Source organism: Streptomyces thermoalcalitolerans (genome assembly GCF_039525155.1).
Lineage (GTDB): Bacteria > Actinomycetota > Actinomycetes > Streptomycetales > Streptomycetaceae > Streptomyces > Streptomyces thermovulgaris.
In genome coordinates, this window is the sequence record NZ_BAAAHG010000032.1 from 18060 (window position 1) to 36557 (window position 18498).

The 18498-nt window shown below is 74.5% G+C and carries 13 protein-coding genes and 1 pseudogene; 6 read left to right on the top strand and 8 right to left on the bottom strand.

Going from position 1 to position 18498, the window contains the following annotated elements; translation table 11 throughout:
- Nucleotides 1-102: 102 nt before the first annotated feature.
- Both ABD224_RS18425 and ABD224_RS18430 read right to left on the bottom strand, forming a co-directional pair.
- Nucleotides 103-1026: a sirohydrochlorin chelatase gene (locus tag ABD224_RS18425; protein ID WP_344051164.1), complete on the bottom strand. Its 924-nt coding sequence runs from the start codon at nucleotides 1024-1026 to the stop codon at nucleotides 103-105.
- 122 nt (nucleotides 1027-1148) lie between these two features.
- Nucleotides 1149-2135 (bottom strand): N-acetylglucosamine kinase, encoded by a 987-nt coding sequence (locus ABD224_RS18430; RefSeq protein WP_344051166.1) that lies wholly within the window; start codon nucleotides 2133-2135, stop codon nucleotides 1149-1151.
- Between the two features lie 452 nt (nucleotides 2136-2587).
- On the opposite strand from ABD224_RS18430, the gene ABD224_RS18435 reads away from it, so the two are divergent.
- Nucleotides 2588-3265: a uracil-DNA glycosylase gene (locus tag ABD224_RS18435; RefSeq protein ID WP_344051168.1), complete on the top strand. Its 678-nt coding sequence runs from the start codon at nucleotides 2588-2590 to the stop codon at nucleotides 3263-3265.
- 88 nt (nucleotides 3266-3353) lie between these two features.
- Entirely contained in the window at nucleotides 3354-4304 is a 951-nt protein-coding gene (locus tag ABD224_RS18440) for a nitrilase-related carbon-nitrogen hydrolase (RefSeq protein ID WP_344051170.1), read from the top strand.
- 156 nt (nucleotides 4305-4460) lie between these two features.
- Here the strand turns inward: ABD224_RS18440 and ABD224_RS18445 are convergent, their stop codons facing one another.
- Nucleotides 4461-5546 carry a WD40/YVTN/BNR-like repeat-containing protein gene (locus ABD224_RS18445; protein ID WP_344051172.1) on the bottom strand — a complete coding sequence of 362 codons (1086 nt, stop codon included), beginning with the start codon at nucleotides 5544-5546 and terminating at the stop codon, nucleotides 4461-4463.
- A gap of 321 nt (nucleotides 5547-5867) precedes the next feature.
- Here ABD224_RS18445 and ABD224_RS18450 point away from each other — a divergent pair, with 321 nt between their 5' ends.
- Nucleotides 5868-6440, top strand: coding sequence for an Rv1733c family protein (locus ABD224_RS18450; RefSeq protein ID WP_344051174.1), 573 nt, complete (start codon nucleotides 5868-5870; stop codon nucleotides 6438-6440).
- A gap of 25 nt (nucleotides 6441-6465) precedes the next feature.
- On the opposite strand, the gene ABD224_RS18455 is transcribed toward ABD224_RS18450, so the two are convergent.
- Nucleotides 6466-8127, bottom strand: coding sequence for an acyl-CoA dehydrogenase family protein (locus tag ABD224_RS18455; RefSeq protein ID WP_344051176.1), 1662 nt, complete (start codon nucleotides 8125-8127; stop codon nucleotides 6466-6468).
- 69 nt (nucleotides 8128-8196) lie between these two features.
- Between ABD224_RS18455 and ABD224_RS18460 the strand changes: the two genes are divergently transcribed.
- The 3 genes from ABD224_RS18460 to ABD224_RS18470 all read left to right on the top strand — a co-directional run bounded on the left by ABD224_RS18460 (nucleotide 8197) and on the right by ABD224_RS18470 (nucleotide 13951).
- Entirely contained in the window at nucleotides 8197-8946 is a 750-nt protein-coding gene (locus ABD224_RS18460) for a PaaX family transcriptional regulator C-terminal domain-containing protein (RefSeq protein ID WP_425581002.1), read from the top strand.
- A gap of 291 nt (nucleotides 8947-9237) precedes the next feature.
- A complete protein-coding gene (locus tag ABD224_RS29475) occupies nucleotides 9238-9606 on the top strand; it encodes a hypothetical protein (RefSeq protein ID WP_425581003.1) in 369 nt (122 codons plus the stop codon).
- Between the two features lie 10 nt (nucleotides 9607-9616).
- Nucleotides 9617-13951: a cation-translocating P-type ATPase gene (locus ABD224_RS18470; RefSeq protein ID WP_344051180.1), complete on the top strand. Its 4335-nt coding sequence runs from the start codon at nucleotides 9617-9619 to the stop codon at nucleotides 13949-13951.
- Between the two features lie 92 nt (nucleotides 13952-14043).
- Here the strand turns inward: ABD224_RS18470 and ABD224_RS18475 are convergent, their stop codons facing one another.
- The 4 genes and pseudogenes from ABD224_RS18475 to ABD224_RS18490 form a co-directional block, all read right to left on the bottom strand.
- On the bottom strand, nucleotides 14044-15390 hold the full coding sequence (locus ABD224_RS18475) for an FAD-dependent oxidoreductase (RefSeq protein ID WP_344051182.1): 1347 nt from the start codon (nucleotides 15388-15390) through the stop codon (nucleotides 14044-14046).
- A gap of 174 nt (nucleotides 15391-15564) precedes the next feature.
- Nucleotides 15565-16239 carry a TetR/AcrR family transcriptional regulator gene (locus ABD224_RS18480; protein ID WP_344051184.1) on the bottom strand — a complete coding sequence of 225 codons (675 nt, stop codon included), beginning with the start codon at nucleotides 16237-16239 and terminating at the stop codon, nucleotides 15565-15567.
- Between the two features lie 626 nt (nucleotides 16240-16865).
- Nucleotides 16866-17354, bottom strand: a complete 489-nt coding sequence (locus ABD224_RS18485) for an excalibur calcium-binding domain-containing protein (protein ID WP_344051186.1) — start codon at nucleotides 17352-17354, stop codon at nucleotides 16866-16868.
- 421 nt (nucleotides 17355-17775) lie between these two features.
- Nucleotides 17776-18448 (bottom strand): annotated as a pseudogene (locus ABD224_RS18490) (HAD family hydrolase).
- Nucleotides 18449-18498 lie beyond the last annotated feature (50 nt).

The following is an 18498-nucleotide window of genomic DNA, read 5'->3' on the forward strand; positions in this document are numbered from 1 at the left end:
GAAACGGCCACAAGGAGCGCAGACCCCGGTCGCGAGAGCGGAAAGGGCCCGTTCCCCACGCGTGGGGAACGGGCCCTTGTCGTACGAGGGACGGACTGCGGGTCAGCGGACCGGCGCGCCCTGCGGCTGCTGCGGGGCGATGCCCAGCGCCGTCGTGTACTTGGTCACGACGAGCTTGCCGATCGCCGGGTACGGGCCGAGCGCCTCCGAGGCGGGGCAGTCCACCTCCTTGGCGGCGGCCTCGACCAGCGCGGTGTCGATCTCCGGGCCGATCAGATACGGCGCCAGGGCCAGCTGCTGCGAGCCGGAGGAACGCAGCTGCTCGGCGACGCCGGCGATCGAGCCCTCCTGGTCCAGGGCGGCCGCCATCACCGGCACGGCGAGGCGGGCGGCGAGCAGCATGCCGGTGATCCCGGCCGCCTGCACGGCCTCCTCGCCGCCGACCGACGCGAGGATGATCCCGTCCGCCGCGGTCGCCACGGTGAACAGGCGGGCACGGTCGGCGCGGGCCAGCCCCGCCTCCGACAGACGCACGTGCAGGGCCTCGGCGAGCAGCGGGTGCGGGCCGAGCACATCGGTCAGCTCGGCCGCGATCCGGCTGTCCATGACCGCCTGCCGGATCTGGCGCAGCAGCGCGCTGTCCGGACCGGCCAGCAGCGGCACGACGATCCCGACGGGACCCTCGGGCTCCTTGGCCTCCACACCGGCGGCAATGGCCTGTTCGTAGCGGGCGGTCCGCTCCTCGGCCGCGTGAGTGAGCACAGACTGCAGGGTCGGGTACTCCGCGTCGTCCCCTTCGAGGTACCCGATACGGGCCTCAAGGCCGGGAAGCTCGGAGCGGGCGATGCTCACGATCTCCTCGGCGAGGCTGCGCGTGGCGGTGCCGGCGGTGCCCGGTACCGCGAGGACGAGCGCGGGCGCGCCCTCGGGAACCGTCAGCGGTTCGGGCCGGCGGTGCCGTCCGGGCTGACGGGGGCGCGGCATTCGTACTGGCAGGCCGGACGCGGGCCCAGTGGGGGAGCTCATGGCGCCGCATGTTACTGGCTTTGCGGGTTTCTCTGTTCGGGGAGGGGGCGGGTGAGCGTTATCCGTCCGGTTTTGTCTGTTGAGTTGTGCGCGGATTCGAGCCGAGCGGCTTGTGGACGGGATCAGTTTCCCGGTGGAGGCGGTACGTACAGCAGCTTCTCGTCGCTCGGCAGTGCGAGGACGTCCCTGGCCAGATCGATGGCGATCCGCACGCAGCCGTGCAGGGGATCGCCCTCGGCGCGCACCAGCCGCGCATGCGGCAGCCTGTCGGCCAACTCGTGTTCCAGCGGCATGAGGAGAGGGCTGCCCAGCCTGAACAGGCCGCCGGTCAGGGCGAGGAGAGGCTCCCCCGAGGAAGGGCAGACCGCCGCGGCCGCCTCGGCCATGTGCCGGGCCGCCGCACGCAGAATGTCCGCCGCGACCGGGTCGTCCGCAGCGCAGAGCGCCACCTGGGGAGCGAAGGAGGCCAGGAAGGCGGCGCGGTCGGAACGCGGATAGAGCCTGCCGGGCAGTTCCTGCACCGGCCCGAACGCCTCCTCCGCGCGGGCCAGCAGGTGCACCGAGCCGCCGTCCCGTCCGTCGTGGGCGCGCAGCGCCGCCTCCAGGCCCGCCCGGCCGATCCACGCGCCGCTGCCGCAGTCGCCGAGCAGGTGGCCCCAGCCGTCCGCGCGGTGCCAGCCCGTCAGATCGGTGCCGATCGCGATCAGACCGGTCCCGGCGGCGATCACCGCACCCGGCCGCGGCCCCAGGGCGCCGGTGTACGCGGAGACCGCGTCGGCGACCAGCGCGACCCTGCGCACGCCGAGGTGCTGCGCCAGCGCGCCGGGCAGTTCGGCGCGCAGCGCGTCGCCCAGGGTGGCGAACCCGGCGGCGCCCAGCACGGCCGTCTCCAGGTGCTCCACGCCCGCCTCGGCGGCCAACGCCCGTGCCATGGGCACCAGTTGCTCCATCAGGTGCTCCGGGTCGATGCCCCGGGTCCCGGTGCGCACCGGCTCCATGGACTCGTGCCGCGCCAGCGGTCCGCGGCCGGGCACGCCGACCACGACCCGGACCCCGGAGCCGCCCGAGTCCACGGCGAGGAAACCGGTGGTGCAGGTTCCGGCCGTCATGACGGACGCCGGTCCACCGGCTGTCCCCGCCGGCCGGACGACGGGCCGGCGGCGCGGCCGGACGGCGAGGGGAGGGAACAGGCGGGGCGGGCCGACGGGAACCGGCCGGCCGGCGGCCGCACCCCGGGCACGGCGGATAACGACAGTTCCACCGCGGGAACGAACGATGCGGGGGATCTGTGTCCGGGACGAAGGGCCGGCCGGGCGTGACGGCCGTGGCGGCGGTGGCGGAGCGGTGCGGTCACTGAGTGCAACGGACTTCCCTCCTCCCTTCCCTCCCTGCGGCCGGCTGCGCGATCCACGTGATCCGCTCGAGCGGTTCGAGCGGTTCGATCGGCTCGATCGGCTCGACGGCCTCGGGGAGGAGGAAGACTAGCGCCCGGGGAGGCCCTTCTCGTAGGGGTTGGTCCGCAGGTACGGAATGTCGGTGTGGGCCACTAGAGTGGCGTGGCGTGGCACGACGACCGTTGCATGAACTTGTTGAGGCCGGCTGGGCGAAGGCTCTGGAACCGGTGGCCGGACGCATCGCGGCGATGGGGGACTTCCTGCGCGCCGAGGTGGCGGCGGGGAGGACGTACCTCCCGGCGGGGCACCATGTCCTGCGGGCGTTCCAGCAGCCTTTTGACGAGGTGAAGGTGCTGATCGTCGGTCAGGACCCCTACCCGACACCGGGTATGGCGATCGGCCTGAGCTTCGCGGTCTCGCCGGAGGTGCGGTCGCTGCCGGGCAGTCTGGAGAACATCTACCGGGAGCTGACCTCGGATCTGGGTCTGCCCCGGCCGTCCAACGGTGATCTGACCCCCTGGACCCGGCAGGGCGTGCTGCTGCTGAACAGGGCGCTGACCACGGCTCCGCGCAGGCCGGGCGCCCACCGGGGCAAGGGCTGGGAAGAGGTGACCGACCAGGCCATCCGTGCCCTTGTCGCACGGGGGCGGCCGCTGGTGTCGATCCTGTGGGGGCGGGACGCGCGCAGTCTGCGTCCGCTGCTCGGGCAGTATCCGGCGATCGAGTCGGCGCACCCCTCGCCGATGTCGGCGGACCGGGGTTTCTTCGGCTCGCGGCCGTTCAGCCGGGCCAATGAGCTCCTGGTGCAGCAGGGGGCCGAGCCGGTGGACTGGCGTCTGCCGTAGGCCGCCGTGCACGTGCCGGCCTCGCGGCCGGCGTCCGATGCCGCGGCGGACGGAGCCAAAGCGGTCAGCACTCTCTACTCTCGGCGGCATGACCACTCTGACCGCCGCCGTCGTCCAGGCCGCCGCCCCGCTGTTCGACACGCCCGCCGCGCTGGTCCGCGCCGAGGAGCTGATCCGTGAGGCCGTCACGACCCACCGGGCCGAGGTCGTCGTCCTGCCCGAGGCGTTCCTCGGCGGCTACCCCAAGGGCCTGGACTTCGGCATCACCGTCGGCAGCCGCACCCCGGCCGGCCGGGAGCTGTTCAGGCGCTACCACGCCGCCGCCGTCGACGTCCCCGGCCCCGAGGCCGACGCCCTGGCCGGCCTCACCCGGGAACTGGGCTGCCACGCCGTGGTCGGTGCGGTCGAACGGCAGGGCGGCACCCTGTACTGCGTGGCGCTCTTCTTCGGGCCGGACGGCTACCTGGGCCTGCACCGCAAGCTGATGCCGACCGCTGCCGAACGCTACCTGTGGGGGCAGGGCGACGGCTCCACCCTGCCGGTCGTCGACACCGGCACGGCCCGCCTCGGCGCGGCCATATGCTGGGAGAACTACATGCCCCTGTTCCGCACGGCGATGTACGCCAAGGGCGTCGACCTGTGGTGCGCCCCGACCGTCGACGACCGCGACGCCTGGCAGGCCACCATGCGGCACATCGCGCTGGAGGGCCGCTGCTTCGTCCTCAGCGCCAACCAGTACCTGCGCCGCGACGCCCTGCCCGCCGACCTTCACCCCGTACAGGGCGACGCACCCGGCACCGTGCTGATCGGCGGCGGCTCCGTGATCGTCTCACCGCTCGGCGAGGTCCTGGCCGGGCCGCTGCGCGACGGCGAGGGCATCCTGACCGCCGAACTCGACCTCGACGACCTGGCCCGTGCCCGCTTCGACTTCGACCCGACCGGTCACTACGCCCGCCCGGACATCTTCACCCTCCGGGTGGACGAGTCCGCCCGCACCACCGTGACCGGAGCCGGCGGTCCCGCCGGGGACGGACGGTGAGGACCTGCCGGGCGGTCCGACGCGACGGCGGTGGGCGCGGCTTCCCAGCCTCTCCGTTCCTTTTTTTCTTCCTTCTTCTCTCCTTCTCCTCGTTCTCCGGCCTTCTCCGACAAGTTCCTTCTCCGGCGGGCTCGCCCCCGGGCCGTGCCGCGGCCGTCAACCGATCACCGCCGCGCGCACACAGAGCACGTCCGGCAGATGCGAGGCAAGCAGCTGCCAGCTGTCGCCGTCGTCCGCCGACGCGTACACCTCGCCGTTGCGGTTGCCGAAGTACACGCCCGCCGGGTCCGCGTCGTCGGTGCACAGCGCGTCGCGCAGCACCGTGCCGTAGTGGTCCTCGTCCGGCAGGCCCGCCGTGAGCGGCTCCCAGCTCCTGCCCGCGTCCGCGGTACGGAACACCTGGCACCGGCGGCCGGCGGGCACCCGGTCCATGTCCGCGTTGACGGGGAAGACGTACGCCGTGTCCCCGCGGTGCGGGTGGGCGGCCATGGCGAAGCCGAACGTCGACGGCAGGCCCTCGCCGATGTCCGTCCAGTGCCCGCCCCCGTCGTCGCTGCGGTACACCCCCCAGTGGTTCTGCAGGTACAGCCGGTCCGGGTTCCGCGCATCCTGTGCGATCTTGTGGACGCACTGGCCGAACTCCGGGTTCGGATCCGGCAGGAACACCGCGGACACACCGGAGTTGGACGGCGTCCAGCTCGTCCCGCCGTCGGACGTGCGGAACACGCCCGCGGCGGAGACGGCGACCGTGACCGCCTTCGCGTCGCGCGGGTCCGTCACCACGGTGTGCAGGCCCTCACCACCGCCGCCCGGCGTCCACTTCGACCGGGTGGGGTGCTCCCACAGCGGACGGACCAGCGCGAAGCTCTCGCCCCGGTCCCCGGAGCGGTACAGCGCGGCCGGTTCCGTACCCGCGTACACCACGTCCGGCTCCGCGGCCGCCGGGTGCAGCTGCCACACCCGCTCCAGTGAGGCGCCCGTGTCCTGGGGGAACTTCACCGCCGGCCGGGCCGGTTCGGTCCATGTGCGGCCCAGGTCGTCGGAGTGGAACACCGACGGCCCCCAGTGCGCGCTGTCACCGCCGGCCAGCAGCCGCGGAACGGTGCCGCGGGTGTCGACGGCGACCGAGTACACGGCCTGCGCGGTGAAGTACGGGCTGTCGTCGAACTCCCAGACGCCGCCGCGCCGCCGCCCGATGAACAGGCCCTTGCGTGTGCCCACGGCGAGCAGTACCTCGGTCATGCCGGTCACCTCCGCGAGGTCTTCGTCCGGACCTCTTCGTCCTGGACACCGGTCAGTGTGCACCTCGCCACTGACAGTCACGCCAGGGCGGCGTCGTCGCAGGTCACCACGGCATGGCCGGGGCTCCGCCCGGTCTTGTGCGCGTCCCGGGAGCCCCCGTACGGATCCCGGAAGCCCCCATACGGACGCTGGGAGCCCCCTACGGACGCCGGGGCGGGGGACTCGTCGTTGAGCACCGGGGAGCCGCCCTTCGTACGGGAGGGCGGCCCGTCAGGTCATCGGTCCGTCAAGGTCCATCGGCCCGTGAGGAGGATGCCGTCGATGGCGTTCCGTGTTCCGAGGGCGTGGCTGTGGCGGTGGCGCCGCAGTCCGCTCAGACGCCGCGTCGACACCGTGGAGGCCTGGGTTCTGCTCGGCACCTGGGTCCTCACCGTTCTCACCGGGGTGCTCGCCGGCTGGACGGCGGCCCGGGAAGTGGAGCGCGGGCTGGCCCAGGAGCGCCTTCAGCGGCGGCCCACGACCGCGCTGGTGACCGAGCGGGCACCCGGCCTGCCCGCAGGGAGCAGCCAGGTCCGGGTGTGGGGAAAGGTGCGCTGGACCGCCGGGGACGGCACCGAGCGCACCGGGCATGCCCGGGTACGGCCCGGCAGCGCGGCCGGCACTCCCGTCACGGTGTGGACCGACTACCGGGGCCGCCTGGTGGCCGAACCGGCCACGCCTGCCGTGGCCCGCGCCCGGGCCGGGGCGACCGGCACTCTGGTGGGTGCGGGTGCCGCCGCCGTCCCCCTTGCCGCGGGCCGCGTCCTGCGCACCCGCCTGGAGCGCCGCCGCATGGCCCGGTGGGACGCCGAGTGGGCCCGCTTCGGCCCGCTGTGGAGCCGCACCATCCGGTGAGGCCCGGTGCGTGCGCCCGGAGGTCCTACCCCGGCAGGGACCGCTCCAGGATGGCGTCGAGGTCCGCGCCGGCCGGCAGGGTGCCGAAGGAGTGGCCCCAGTCGCCGCCGAGCCGGGTCGCGCAGAAGGCGTCGGCGACGGCGGGCGGAGCGTACCGGACGAGCAGGGACGCCTGGAGCGTCAGCGCCATCAGCTCCACCAGGCGGCGTGCGCCCACCGGTGAGGCCTCGCCCAGACCGGCCTTCAGCCGGGTCACCGCCGCGTCCAGACGGGCGTCGGCCCCCTGGGCCGCGCCGAGTTCGGCGAACAGGGCCTCCGCGGTGGCCGGCTCCCGGCTCAGCGCACGCAGCACGTCCAGGGCGTTGACGTTCCCCGAGCCCTCCCAGATCGACAGCAGGGGCGCCTCGCGGTAGTGCCGGGGCATGCCCGACTCCTCGACATAGCCGTTGCCGCCCAGGCACTCCAGGGCCTCCGCGGTGAAGGCCGGGCCCCGCTTGGTGACCCAGAACTTGCCCACGGCGGTCGCGATCCGCCGGAACGCCGCCTCGCCCTCCCGGTCGCCGTCCGCGCGCACCGCCCGGTCGGCCGCACCGGCCAGCCGCAGCGTGAGCGTCGTGGCGGCCTCCGACTCCAGCGCCAGGTCGGCCAGTACGTTGCGCATCAGCGGCTGGTCGATCAGCGGCGCACCGAAGGCGACACGGTGCCGTACATGGTGGCCGGCCTCCACGAGCGTCTTGCGCATCAGCGCCGCCGACATCATCACGCAGTCCAGACGGGTGCAGTTGACCATCTCGATGATGGTCTTGACGCCCCGCCCCTCGGGCCCGACCAGCCAGGCCACGGTGTTGTCGAACTCCGGCTCGGAGGAGGCGTTGGACCGGTTGCCCAGCTTGTCCTTGAGCCGCTGGATGCGGAAGGTGTTGCGGCTGCCGTCGGGCAGCACGCGCGGCACCAGGAAGCAGGACAGGCCGCCCGGGGCCTGCGCGAGGACCAGGAAGACGTCGCACATGGGCGCCGAGGTGAACCACTTGTGCCCGCGCAGGGTGTAGACGCCCGGCTCGGCGGTCGGCGTGGCGGTCGTCGTGTTCGTCCGTACGTCGGAGCCGCCCTGCTTCTCGGTCATCCCCATGCCCGCGAGCAGGCCCCGCTTCCCGGTCGGCGTCCGCAGTCCGGGCTCGTACACCCGGCTGGTCAGCAACGGCTCGTAGACGGCGGCGAGTTCGGGCTGTGCGCGCAGGGCGGGCACGGCGGCGTACGTCATCGACGTCGGACACCCGTGCCCGGCGTCGGTGTGTCCCCACACCAGTGCGCCCGCGATACGGGCCACATGGGCGCCGGGCCGGTCGTCCGCCCAGGGTGCGCCGGCCAGCCCCTCGGCGACCGCGGTCCGCATCAAGTGGTGCCAGCTGGGGTGGAACTCGACCTCGTCGATCCGGTTGCCGTACCGGTCGTGGGTGCGCAGCTCGGGCTCGTACCGGTTGGCCTGCTCGGCCCACTCCTGCGCCTCCTCACCGCCCGCCAGCGCCCCGAGCCGCCGCAGGTCCGGCTCGGCCCAGCCCGCGCCCTCCCGGCGCAGGCCCTCCAGCAGCGCCGCGTCGTCGGACGCGTCGTACGGGGTCAGGGGAGGGGGCTGGTTGGTGACGGTGTGGGTGGAGGACGACGGTGCGTGCGCGAGTATCGAGGCCATGCGGCTCATGTTGCACTGTCTCTGCGGTCGCATCAATAGTGCAACATCGGGGACGTACAGTACGTGCCCGTGAACGCCTCCCAGGAGCCCTCCGGAATCGAGCTGCGCCCGCTGTCCGCACGGTCGGTGGTCCTGAGCCTGCTGCTGGGCACGCACCCGCCCGAACTGCCGGTGAGGGACCTTGTGCGGGCCGTCGAACCCCTCGGGGTGAGCGGATCCACCCTGCGGGCGGCGCTCAGCCGGATGGTGGCCGCCGGGGACCTGCGGCGCTCGGACACCGTCTACGGCCTCAGCGACCGGCTGCTGGAGCGCCAGCGGCGCCAGGACGCGGCCGTGCACCCCGCCACACGGCCCTGGGACGGGGAGTGGGAGATGGCCGTGGTGACGGCGACCGGCCGCGGGCCCGCCGAACGCGCCGATCTGCGCGCCCGGTTGACCGCCCTGAGACTCGCCGAACTCCGCGAGGGCGTCTGGCTGCGCCCCGCCAACCTGTGCCGCCCCTGGCCCGACGACCTGGACCGGGTGACCCGGCGCTTCACCGGCCGCCCCGGGCTCTCCGCACCGGACCTGGCCGCGAGCCTGTGGCCGCTCGAGGAGTGGGCGGCCACCGCCCAGGCGCTGCTCGCCCACCTGGCGCGCGCGGAGCGGCCGGCCGACCGCTTCACCGTCCTCGCGGCCGTCGTACGGCACCTGCTGGCCGACCCCGTCCTGCCCGCACCGCTGCTCCCCGCCGGCTGGCCCGGCCCCGGGCTGCGCGCCGCGTACACCGACCACCGGCGGGAACTGACCGAGGAGATGCTCGGCCGCACGGGGCGGTGAACCGGTCGCCGCCCACCGGCGGCTCGCCGCCCGCGTCCCCGTCCGAGGGCGTCCGCGTCCACGCCCGGAGCACACCACGCCCATGTCCGGGGCGCCCGCGTCCGCGGCGTCGTCCTGCTCGCCGTCCCGCGCCGTACGGCAACGGAGGGAGCACCCGGCGGGAGGAGTGTCCGGTGGCGGGGGCGTGACCGGTGACGTTCCCTGGGAGTGGGCCCGAGAGGGAGGGGGTGACCGGCACGGCCGTGGGCACCCGGGCGGCACGCAGGACGGTCTCACCTCGCGAGGAGAGTCATGGCTGGGCAGAAGTCGTCATCGGCCCTTGCGGCGCCGTTCCACGGCGCGGCCGCGGCGCTGCGAAGGGTGCCGGGCGCCGGGGTGGTGGGCCGGGCCGCGCACGAAACGCCGGACAAGGCCGGCGCCGTGTCGCCGCGCGGGCGGGGGAGCGCGGTCCGCACCGGGGCCGGAGTGCTCGGTGCCGCCGGTGGGGTGGAGCGGCCCGTCGCGCTCACCGGCGCGGCGGCGCCGAGGCCCGAGGAAGGAACCGGTTCCGGGAGGCGGGCCGCCCCGCCGGACACCGGAACGTCGGGCAGGACGCCCCGGGAGAACGCGTCCACCGGCCCTCTCGGCCCGACGGCGCGGCCCGGCCGCACCATCCTCTGAGGGGGGCGTCATGGTGCTCGGTCTGCTGACGGCACCGTCGGCCGCCGCCGGCCTGCTCGCACGGGCGGCGGCCCCCGTGGTGGGAGCGGCCGCCGGCGCGGTGGCCGGAACCGCGCGGGCCGGTGTGCGCGGCGTGGACGCCGCCGTACGGGTCGTGCGCGTCGCCGGGAACGCGCTGCCCGGCACAAGCCCCCACTGGCGGTCCGGCACACGGGCGCACCTCGCGCTGCGGCCCGCGGACCCGGACCGGGTGCGACGCGCGGGCGGAATGGAACACCTGACCCGGCACCTGGCCGCGGCGCTGGCCGAGCGTCCGGACGTGCTCTTCGCCTACTGGGACCAGGGGCTCGCGCGTCTGGTCGTGACCGTGGCGGAGGAGGAGGCCGCCGACCGGGTCGTGGACCACGCCTGTGAACTCGCCGTCCGGCACGGGCTGGTCCTGGCGGGCGACGACCCGGAGGAGATGACGCATCCCGCCGACCCGGCCGGAGTGCGGGACGCCGCGGTCGCGTTCGCCGCCGACCTGGTGGGCATCTTCGCGGCCCTCGGCGCCTACTTCCTGCGCCTGCCGCCCTCGCCCCGCATGGTGACCGCCGTGGTGACGCTGCTGCGGGAGAACCCCGGATTCCGCGACCGGCTGCGCGCCCGGCTGGGCAGGTCCCGCATGGAACTCCTGCTGGCCTGGGCGAACGCGGCCGCGCACGGCGCCGGCCAGACCCCCGCCTCGCTGATCCTGGACGGGGCGCTGCGTGCCGGCCAGCTGGCCGACACGATGGCCCGCTCGGCCGCCTTCGACGCGGTCCACGACGAGCTGTGCGCCCCTCGTCGCACCAGCGTGGCCACGGACGTCTCCGCCCGCCCGCCGCTGCGCATCTCGCCGGCCCAGGAGTACGCCAACCACGCGTCCGCCGGCAGTCTGGTGGGCGCGGTGGCGACCCTGCTGGTCAAGCAGCAGCTGTCCGAGGCGGCCGAGGCGGTGCTCGCGGGGTCGCCCAAGGCCGCGCGCTACGGACCCGCCGCCTTCCAGTGCGTCCTCGGCACGGCGCTCGCCCGGACCGGTGTCCTGGTCCGCGCCCCGGAGCGGCTGCGGCAGCTGGAGATGGCCGGCACCGTCGTCCTGCATCCGAGCGCGCTGCGCACCGGCGGCGGCGAGGCGGACCCGTGGGTCGAGCCGGTCCTGGACGCGGCCCGCCGGGCCGGTCTCAGGGTCGTCGTGGTGGAGGACCCGGCCCTGGAGGACTTCACCGCCCTCGCCGACCAGGTCGTGGACGCCCGGCGTCCCCTGGACGACGTGGTGTACGGGCTGCGCGGCGGAGAGGGGGCGGTCATCACCGTCGCCCGGGTGCGGACCGCCGACGACCGCGACATCCTGGCCGGGCTGCGCGGCAGCGACATCGCCATCGCCCTGACGGACCGTGACGCCGCCGTGATGTGGGACGCGGACATCATGGCCCTGCACGGACTGCCCGACGTGTGGCGGGTGCTGACCGCCGTCCCGGCCGCCCGGACGGTGGGTCACCGGGCCCAGACCCTCGCCAGGTCCGGCGCCGCGCTGTCCGGACTGCTCGTGGCCATCGGCGAGGCACGGTCCAAGGTCAAGGCCAAGGGCGGCGTCGGAGCCGTGCGCCGTGCCCTGCTGCCGGGACTGCGGCACGCACCGGTCGACATCGCCGCGGCGATCGCCCTGCTGTCCGGGACGCGAGCGGCCCTCGGCGTGGTGTCGGCCCCCGCCCCGCACCCGCACCCGCGCGTGCACTGGCACGAACTGGACCCGGACGAGACCCTGGAGCGGCTGGAGCACCAGCCGGACGACGCCGTACCGAGCCCGCTGGAGCAGGTCACCGAACGGATCGGCAGGACCGCCGGCCGTCTTCTCCGGCACCCCGCCCTCACCCCGGTCCGCTGGACCTACGACCTCGGCCGGGCCGTGCGCGGCGAACTGCGCGACCCCCTCACCCCCGTCCTGGCCGTCGGTTCGGCGGCCTCCGCGATCCTCGGCTCCGTGACGGACGCCCTGCTCGTCGTCGGCGCCCTCGACCTGAACGCCCTGGTCGGCGGCGTTCAGCGGCTGCGCGCCGAGCGGGCGCTGTCCGGGCTGCTCGCCGAACAGAAGCGGAAGGCGCGCATCGCGCCCTCCGGGAACGGGGCCCCGGCCGGCGAGCCCCGTACGGTCGACGCCGGAAAGCTGCGGCCCGGCGATGTGATCGAGCTGAAGGGCGACGACGTGGTGCCCGCCGACGCCCGGCTGCTGTGGGAGGAGGGCCTGGAGGTCGACGAGTCCGCGCTGACCGGGGAGTCGCTGCCGGTGCAGAAGCAGGTCGCCCCGACCCCGCACGCCGCGGTCGCCGACCGGCTCTGCATGGTCTTCGAGGGCACGACCGTGGTGGCCGGACAGGCCCGGGCCGTCGTGGTCGACATCGGGGAGCACACCGAGGCCGCCCGCGCCGTGCACCTGGCCGCCCGCACGCCCCCGGCCGCCGGGGTGCAGGCCCGGCTCCAGGAACTCACCCGCAAGGCCCTGCCGCTGACCCTGGCGGGCGGAGCCGGGGTGACCGCTCTGGCGCTGCTGCGCGGCACCCCGATCCGCGAGGCGGTCAGCGGCGGCGTGGCGGTCGGCGTGGCCGCCGTCCCCGAGGGGCTGCCGCTGGTGGCCACGGTGGCGCAGCTGGCGGCGGCACGGCGGCTCAGCCGCGGGGGCGTCCTCGTACGGACCCCGCGGACGCTGGAGGCGCTGGGCCGGATGGACACCCTCTGCTTCGACAAGACCGGCACCCTCACGGAGAACCGGCTGCGGGTGGTGCGGGTCTCCGACACCGCCGGGACGATCCACGCGGCCGGCGACGAGGAGGCCGCACCGACGCTGCGGGCCGCCGCGCGGGCCTGCCCGCGGCTGAACGGCGGCTCCGACCGGCCGGTGCACGCCACCGACGAGGCCGTCCTGGAGGCGGCCGGCCCCGACCCGGACTGGGTGCAGCTCGAGGAACTCGGCTTCGAGGCCGCCCGCGGATACGCCGCCGCCGTCGGACACACCCAGGACGGCCCCCGGGTGCTCGTGGTCAAGGGCGCCCCCGAGACCGTCCTGCCCGCCTGCGCCGGCCTCCCGGCCCACGCCCCCGGCACCTCGCAGGAGCTGGCCGGGCGCGGACTGAGGGTGCTGGCGGTGGCACAGCGGCGGCTCGACGAGCACGAGGACGTCGGCGACGCGCTCGAACACGACCTGCGGGAGCTGGAGTTCATCGGTCTGCTGGGGCTGTCGGACGTGCCCCGCGAGACGTCCACGGCCCTGGTGCGCGGTCTGTACGAAGAGGGCGTACGACCGGTCATGCTCACCGGGGACCACCCGCAGACCGCCCGGGCGATCGCCACCGAACTGGGCTGGCCCGAGGACACCGTCGTGGTCACCGGCGACGAACTCGCCGCCGCGACCCGCAGGGTCCGGGCCCGGATGCTGCGGGACGCCGGGGTCGTGGCCCGGGTCGCGCCCGAGCAGAAGCTGCAGGTCGTCGAGGCACTGCGGGACGCGGGACGGGTGGTCGGCATGGTCGGCGACGGCGCCAACGACGCCGCGGCGATCCGCGCCGCCGACATCGGCGTCGGCATCAGCGCCCGCGGCTCGGCGGCCGCGCGCAACGCCGCCGACATCGTCCTCACCGACGACGACCTGACCGTTCTGATCGACGCGATCGGCGAGGGCCGCGCCCTGTGGCACAGCGTCGCCGACGCCATCGCCATCCTGATCGGCGGCAACGCCGGCGAGGTCGGCTTCGGCCTCCTCGGTACGCTGCTGTCGGGCACCGCGCCGCTGTCCACGCGCCAGATGCTCCTGGTGAACCTGTTCACGGACCTGTTCCCGGCGATGGCGGTCGCGGTGACCCCGAAGAAGGGCGGCGAACAGGCACAGTCGGCGACGCCGGAGGACGCGGCCGGCGGAGTCCTGGGCGATGCGCTGATCCAGCAGATCCGCCATCGCGCCCTGACCACATGCCTGGGCGCGCTCACGGCCTGGCTGATCGGCCGCTTCACGCCCGGCACCCACCGCCGCTCCAGCACGATGGCCCTGTGCGGGGTGGTCGGCACCCAGCTCGCCCAGACCCTGCTCGACCGCCGTGACAGCAGGCTGGTCCGGGGGACGTCCCTGGGCTCCGCGGTCGCCCTCGTCGCGCTGATCCAGACGCCCGGCGTCAGCCGTGTCCTGGGCTGCACCCCGCTCGGCCCCCTCGCCTGGACCGGCGTCGCCGTGGCGATCGCCCTGGCCCTGGCAGGCCAGCGAGCCCTGCCCCGCCTGGAGGAGGCGGTCGTCCGCCTCCTTCCCGAGGACGAGTCCCCGGAACCGGCGCGGTCCTGACGGCCGGCGGCCCCCTGACGCCGGGGGACTCGTTCCCACCGGGCGGGCGCTGGGGACGGCGGCCGGCTCGCGGCCGATTCGACGAGAGGTTTCTACGAGACCCCGCTGCGTGCCGCCGCGCGCAGGGACTCCCAGTCCGGGAGCTTGACCACGTCGCGGCCCAGGGAGGCGCCGAGAGCCGCCTCGGCGCGCTCGATCGCCCGCCAGCCCGCCCACTCCACGGGCTCGACGCCCTCGGCGCGCAGAACGGGGACGGCGTCGTCCGGGACCTGCCTGCGGACGAGCGCGGGCACGTCCGCCAGCAGCGAGGCGACCGTCTCCTTCGCACAGGGCCGGTTGGTGCCGATGACCCCCGTGGGGCCCCGCTTGATCCACCCGGCCACGTACTCGCCCGGCGCGACGGCGCCGTCGCGCAGGACACGCCCGGCCCGGTGCGGCACCGTGCCGGTACCGGTGTCGAAGGGCAGCCCCTCCAGCGGCACCCCGCGGTAGCCCACGGAGCGCAGCACCAGCTGGGCCGCGATGTCCTCGTACCGCCCCGTCCCGGTCACGCCGCCGTGCCCGTCCGGCACCGTGCGTTCCAGCCGTACCGCTCCCACCCTGCCGTCCACGGCGAGCAGTTCGGCGGGCCGCAGGAAGAAACGCAGCCGGATCCGGCGGGAGCCGCCCCTCGCGGGCGCCTCGGCCCAGCCGCGCAGGACCTCGATGTTGCGGCGCTGGGCGGTGGGCAGCGCCGAGGGGTCCGTGTACGCCGGGTCCAGCGCCAGCTCCTGCGGATCGACGACGACGTCGGTGTCCGGCAGCAGACCCAGCTCGCGCAGCTCCTTGGTCGTGAAGCGGGCCTGTGAGGGGCCACGCCGGCCCACCATGTGGATCTCGGTCACCCGGCTCGCCGCGAGAGCGGTCAGCGCGCCCTCGGGCATGTCGGTGCGCCTCAGCTCGGCCGCGCCGCGGGCCAGCATACGGGTGACGTCCACGGCGACGTTGCCCACGCCGATGACGACGGCCGACCGCACACCCCGTACGAAACCGTCGTCCACGGCATCCGGATGGGCGCTGTACCAGGAGACGAACTCGGTCGCCGACCAGCTGCCCGGCAGATCCTCGCCCGGGATCCCCAGACGCCGGTCGGCGGCGGCGCCCACGCAGTACACCACCGCGTGGTACAGCTCCCGCAGCCGGGCGACGGACAGCCCGCCGGAGCCGCCGACGTGCACGCCGCCCAGGAACCGGACCCGCTCGTGCTCCAGGATCGTGCGCAGGTTGTTCTGCAGGGACTTGATCTTCTCGTGGTCCGGCGCCACGCCGTAGCGCACCAGCCCGTACGGGCACGGCAGCCGGTCGAGCACGTCGACACGCACCGAGGAGTCCTGCTGGACGAGGCCCTGAGCGGTGTAGCACCCGCTCGGCCCCGAGCCGACGACGGCGACACGCAGCACGGCGGAACTCCTTACCCCGGGGGATCGGAGGAGATCGCTGATGGCTCCAGCATCGCACCAACAGGCCCGCCGGAGCAGACCGGCGCCACGGGACCGCCCGCGTGTCGCCCGACGAGCCGTACCGCCGGCCGCGCCGGACCGGGGCTTCGGGGCCGCCGGCCCCTCCGCCCGGACCTACTGCTCCGGTGGAGGCTCCGGGTCCCGGCCGGTGGCGAAGAAGCGGGACAGATCGGTGTCGCAGGATCCGCCGGGCTGCTTCTCGGGCGGCAGGCCCATGTCCCAGTCGAGCCGGTAGCGCTTGAACAGCTCCGCCCGCAGCACCGGCACCGGCATCGGTGCCCCGGGCACCAGCGCCGCGTAGACGGCGCCCATCAGCAGGGCCCGCAGCATCGGGTAGTCGGTGTCGACGTCCGTCGAACCGTGCCGGGCGATGGTGTCCCGCAGGAGCTGGGCGAGCCGCTGCTGCTCCGGGCACTGCACGAAGCCCTCCTCCTGGAGGATCCCCGCCATGTGCTCCCGCATCAGCACCGGCCGGTCCCGGGCCAGCCCCAGGATCGCGTCGATGGCCCGCGCCAGCCGTTCCCGGCCGTCCTCGGTGCGCGGTTCGCGTTCCAGCGCCTCCTGGAGCGTGCGGTGCATCAGCCGGTGCACGGCGGACTGCACCAGCCGGCGCTTGCCGGGGAAGTAGTAGGAGACCAGACCACGGGCCGCCCCCGCGCGGTCGGCGATGGCGCTGAGCGTCGTCGCCTCGTACCCGCGTTCACCGACCAGCTCGACCGCAGCCTGCAGAAGCCGCTCCCGGGAACGCCGCCGCAACTCTTCATTGGCCGAGGCGCTGCGCGGAGACATGCGAAAACTCCTAGGTTGACTGGCCGCCAGCCAACTATACTCGTCCCAGAGCGCCGGCCCCGGCGGAGCGAGGGGCCGGACTGCCGTCCGTCTCGGGCGACGCGGGGGATCGCCCGAGACGGACCCGCGGTGCTTCCCGCCGAACCGGCATCCCGGGAGAGTCCGCAGGTCATCCCGGATCGACCAGGCGGCGACCTCTTCCTGCGCGTCCTGCGTCCCGGCCTTGGGAGATTTCTGGGAGATCACCTCTCCGGCAGGTGCCTTCCGACGAGGCCGCGGTGCGCTCCTCGCTCACCTCGGTGACCGCACCGACGGTTCCTTCTCCGCGTTCTCGCTCGCCGCGCCGGCTCTGCGGGCCGACAGCATCAAGCCTCGATCCAGGGAAAGAAGCCGTCCCGCCGGCGCGACGCCCGGCCACGATGACGCCCTCGCAGCTCCTGGCTGTGAGGGCGTTGTGCTGTCGGGGGTTCAGCCCCAGGTGGTGTTGTCGCTCAGGGCCTCTTTCCCGGTGCGCCGGTCACGTCGGTGACGGTGTGCGGGGTCCTGCCGCCCTGTCACTGGCCGTGCGGCACCACGGACTGCAGCGCCCGCCGCACACGTCCCCCGTCGCAGCGGGCCATTGTCCGTCAGCCGCGGTCGCAGCCGACACCGTCGCCGTCCCGGTCGAGGTGCCGGCCGTAGCCGGGCTCACCGCGGTAAACGGGCGCGGCGCCGGCGGCGCGGGCGGCAGCGCAGTTCGGGTAGTAGGTGCTGCCACCGCCGCTGTTGTCGCTGCTGCCTCCGCCTCCACTGCTACTGCTGCCTCCGCTGCCCCCGCTGCTTCCTCCGCTTCCGCCGGTGCGGCTGGCGGGCTGCACGGTGACGGTCTCCTTCACCTCCACTTCGACGATTTTGGTGACGGTGGGCGCCGGCTCGGGGCCGGCGGTCGTCGTCGCGGTGACCGTCACCGTGGGCTGGGGTTTGGTCATGGCAGGCTTCGCATCGTCTTTGGGCTGGGAGTCACCGGTGCCGACGCCGGTGCCGAGGAAGAAGGCAAACCCGAGCGCGGGCAGGACGAAACGCTTGCGCGCCCACTTCGGCGCGGGCCGGGCCGGTGCGGTGTATGGGTTCGTCATGGTTACCCCCGGGGGTTGATCGTGGAAGCGATGAACTTAGCGACTTTCGGGGCGACTTGCGTGCCTCTAGGGGCACAGTCATTGATTTGTGACGATTCGGCGACGTGGTTCCGGCACGCTGGAGGGGTGTCGCTCGTCTGCTCCGGGAAACCGGGGCCTCGGCTCTCTCCGTCAGGAGCGGATGCGCACTGACCCCAGTCGGGCGGGCCTGTTGACGCGTCACCGTGGCTGGCGCTCAGAGGTGATGGCCCGCAGCCACGGGCGATCGCCGCATTCCGGGCGCCCGTTCCGCCGGAGCAGACGCTCGCGCCTGTGAACCTGGACCATGTGCGGCTCGACCGTTTCCACCTCGTCCTCGCTGCTGATGGCCGGCCGGTGGCTCACGGCTGGTGGGGCGAGGAGGCGATCGCCCGCTGCGGGTTCACCGAACGGATGAGGAGAACGGCCGGTCCGCGACCGGCAAATGGTCCACGAAGTGCACGGCACAGCCCAGGGCCGCCGCGCCGCCGTCCGCATGGCGGCTGTCGCCGGCCATCAGCACGTCCCCCACGCCGGCGCCGAGTGCCGTGCAGGCGGGTGCGAACAGACGCGGGTCCGGCTTCTGGATGCCGCGCTCGTACGACAGCACATGGGTGCCGACGTACGGGGCGAGGCCGTGGACGCGGAACACCGGGCGCAGGTCCCGGCCGATGCTGCTCACCACCCCCACGCCGATCCCGCGCTCATGCGGGGTGCACAGCACCTCGGCCGCGTCAGGGTAGGGCGTCCAGGCCGCCGGAGTCATGCGCCGGTCGTACAGCGCGTCGTGCAACACGGGGTCCGGCAGCGGCACTTGGCGGGAGAGGCCGGTGCACGCGGCCCGGCGCTGTTCGGTGCCGCGGTCCCGGACCTCCCACAGCCCGGCCGGCTCCTCGAGCAGCCGCACGGGGACGCGTCGCCCGGCAGCGTCCCGCCTCCTCCAGCGCCCGCGCCGTCTCGGTCGACTCCCGTTCCTCCAGCGTGATGCCCGCCTCGTCGGGCACGGCACGCAGCCAGGACTCGGTGGGCTCGACGCGGAAGAGAGTCCCGGAGAAGCCGAAGAGCACGGCGGCCATGGGGGAACGTCGCGCATCCCGGACACCCCGGCCACCTGGTTGCGGAAGGG

Bases quoted from the DNA above. Each gene is read 5' to 3' on its own strand.
- ABD224_RS18425 (WP_344051164.1), bottom strand. From the start codon at position 1,026: ATGAGCTCCCCCACTGGGCCCGCGTCCGGCCTGCCAGTACGAATGCCG.
- ABD224_RS18430 (WP_344051166.1), bottom strand. From the start codon at position 2,135: ATGACGGCCGGAACCTGCACCACCGGTTTCCTCGCCGTGGACTCGGGC.
- ABD224_RS18440 (WP_344051170.1), top strand. From the start codon at position 3,354: ATGACCACTCTGACCGCCGCCGTCGTCCAGGCCGCCGCCCCGCTGTTC.
- ABD224_RS18445 (WP_344051172.1), bottom strand. From the start codon at position 5,546: ATGACCGAGGTACTGCTCGCCGTGGGCACACGCAAGGGCCTGTTCATC.
- ABD224_RS18450 (WP_344051174.1), top strand. From the start codon at position 5,868: ATGGCGTTCCGTGTTCCGAGGGCGTGGCTGTGGCGGTGGCGCCGCAGT.
- ABD224_RS18455 (WP_344051176.1), bottom strand. From the start codon at position 8,127: ATGGCCTCGATACTCGCGCACGCACCGTCGTCCTCCACCCACACCGTC.
- ABD224_RS29475 (WP_425581003.1), top strand. From the start codon at position 9,238: ATGGCTGGGCAGAAGTCGTCATCGGCCCTTGCGGCGCCGTTCCACGGC.
- ABD224_RS18470 (WP_344051180.1), top strand. From the start codon at position 9,617: ATGGTGCTCGGTCTGCTGACGGCACCGTCGGCCGCCGCCGGCCTGCTC.
- ABD224_RS18480 (WP_344051184.1), bottom strand. From the start codon at position 16,239: ATGTCTCCGCGCAGCGCCTCGGCCAATGAAGAGTTGCGGCGGCGTTCC.
- ABD224_RS18485 (WP_344051186.1), bottom strand. From the start codon at position 17,354: ATGACGAACCCATACACCGCACCGGCCCGGCCCGCGCCGAAGTGGGCG.